This is a genomic window from Bradyrhizobium sp. JYMT SZCCT0428, assembly GCF_018131075.1.
Lineage (GTDB): Bacteria > Pseudomonadota > Alphaproteobacteria > Rhizobiales > Xanthobacteraceae > Bradyrhizobium.
In genome coordinates, this window is record NZ_JAFCLS010000151.1 from 1 (window position 1) to 2,232 (window position 2,232).

Consider the following 2,232-nt stretch of genomic DNA (forward strand, 5'->3'; position numbering starts at 1 on the left):
ATCGCACTGCTTAAACAGAACGGCACGAAGATGCAGTACGGCTCGGCAGGCGTCGGATCGACCACGCATCTTGCTTGTGCGCTGCTCAACGCGAGGATCGGCGTCGAGGTGACTCACGTTCCTTATCGAGGTGGCGGCCCTGTCGCCAACGACCTGATCGGCGGCCAGATCGATTACTTGTGCGGCAACATGGGTACTTCTGTGGTGCGTGCGGCCGCGAAGCAATCGAAGCCCCTGGCGCTGTTGTCTCGCGAGCGCACGCCGCTGATGCCCGAGCTTGCGACGGCGCAGGAGCAGGGTATCAATGACTACGATGTCGTGACTTGGACTGCTTTCTTCCTACCAAAGGGCGCGCCGAAGGACATCGTGGTCAAGCTCAACGAGGCGACCAGTGCGGCAATGGATACGCCAGCGATCAGGGCACGATTTAACGACATCGGCGTAGTCGGCGTTGCACCCGAGCGGCGCGGGCCGGAATACCTCGCCAAATATGTGGTTGAGGAGATCGCACGCTGGGAACGTCCAATCAAGGATGCCGGTTTGCAGGCAGACTGATCCTCGTCACTGCGGTCCCCGTCACCCACGCGGGATGTCAGATCTGTCAATCGCGTCGGTTTGGCCGGACCACGGCGACTTCCGGTCTAGCCCGGTGAACGGGCATTCCAGGATAGGCCGGCGGGCTCGGCGGCATGATCGTCCTGCTATAATGACTCGCCGCCGGGTCACGCTTCTGCAAGTGGAACCTGAATTGGCTTTGTTCTGTTAGGTATAGGCCGAGCGGCCCCCAAATAGCCGAGCCAACCTATGCCCAAGGTCCTCGTTTCAATGCCGGAATTGCAGCGTCGAGCGTTGTTAGAAGTGAGAAAGCAGCCGGCTGTCATAACGTCCAGGAAATAGTGATCAATCGTGTTGCAAGCCACGCCGAAAATAACTGGTCGCTCTGTGTGCTCGCAGCGGGCGCGGCAGATGCCAATACCGCCGCGCGCGCGGCGGTTCACGTCCAAACTGTTTTGCGCCGGGACTATGATCTGCTGATGGATTGATCTGTAGGTCTATAAATGGAAGGCGGAGATCCAATGGACCACCGCTTCACATTCTCGATATTCACGATTGAGATCAACGACAGGCCAACGCTTGCGTTGCAGGCTAAGAGGCACGCGGACGCGGAACGTCTTTGCGAACACGGCAGGTTACGCACTAAGTTGAGCACAATCACGTCTCATGGGACGCCGTTGTGCGACGCCGCGGCCACGATGAAGGTCAGGTTGGCTACCGCCCAAGAAGCAGCTCTTTATCGGCAAGCAACGCAATCGACCGAGCCATCAAGTGACACTAACGTTGTGTATCTTGTGGATCTCGATGGATAGGTCGCGAGTGTCCGCTCATGCATACGGTCTTCAACGCGGACATGGCGCCAAGTCCAAAAAGTGCCGATCGCGTCGGATTGAGCCTCTGCCAAGGCGCTTTCGGTTGCCCGCAAAAACGGGCATCGCCAGGCCGGCCGGCAGGGCCATTGGCCAAGCCGAGCGGGTAGTTTCGGTCGGGGTTGGCCGGTTCAACCGAGCGTTCGGCTACGCGACGTTTGGCTCGTTCAAGCGGTCGAAAGTTACGCCCAAACACCTTGGCTTTCGCCAAACAACGTAGCAGTGTTGGCTGAGATGACCATTAGCCATCAGCAATGTAATCTCGTGCGGAACGAAAACAGCGCTTGAGACGTCCAACGCCGCGCCAATCGGAGAAATATTTCGGATCGTACAACTGACCTCGCCGCCGTCAAACGCAATGGTTGCGTGCCGGTTTACGTTGTGTCGCGGCATTGTTCGGCGCTCGATCATCATCCGAATCTGCCGCGAAAACCTCAAAGCCGGCTAAACGGCTTTATTACATTTGGCTGGAAATCCGCAGCCTGTCTGGGCCTCGTCGAAATCCGCGCTATCGCTGTCTGCCCCTTCCGTTTGAGTCAAATTGAGAAGTCCGGGCGGGCAACCGGGAAGTCGGCGTTGCCCTTAACAGCGGACTTCATCAGAGACCATCCGCATGTCTCAAAAGTGCCAGCAGGAGACGAAGAGGCTGTTTTACCCGACCTAGCTAGTCGCTTGCGCGTCAGCCCCATTTTGTACGCCGATTGACACCCAGAGTTGTTGGCGTAGCATTATAAGTGCCCGGAAAAAACGAGGCGAGCGGCCGACGCAGCACGGTCGTGAATTTCAAATAATTGGAGGAAACATCGAT

General features: G+C 57.6%; 3 protein-coding genes. 2 read left to right on the forward strand and 1 reads right to left on the reverse strand.

The features are described from left to right. Positions 1-555: tripartite tricarboxylate transporter substrate binding protein (locus JQ575_RS44065; RefSeq protein WP_249167328.1), on the forward strand; the 555-nt coding region annotated here is incomplete at its 5' end. A gap of 341 nt (positions 556-896) precedes the next feature. Next, positions 897-1,043 carry a hypothetical protein gene (locus tag JQ575_RS44070; protein WP_212039389.1) on the forward strand — a complete coding sequence of 49 codons (147 nt, stop codon included), beginning with the start codon at positions 897-899 and terminating at the stop codon, positions 1,041-1,043. A 528-nt stretch (positions 1,044-1,571) separates the two neighbouring features. On the opposite strand, the gene JQ575_RS44075 is transcribed toward JQ575_RS44070, so the two are convergent. Next, the gene (locus JQ575_RS44075) at positions 1,572-1,838 is read right to left on the reverse strand and encodes a PilZ domain-containing protein (protein ID WP_312016142.1); all 267 of its coding nucleotides are present in this window, start codon (positions 1,836-1,838) and stop codon (positions 1,572-1,574) included. Between the last annotated feature and the right edge of the window lie 394 nt (positions 1,839-2,232).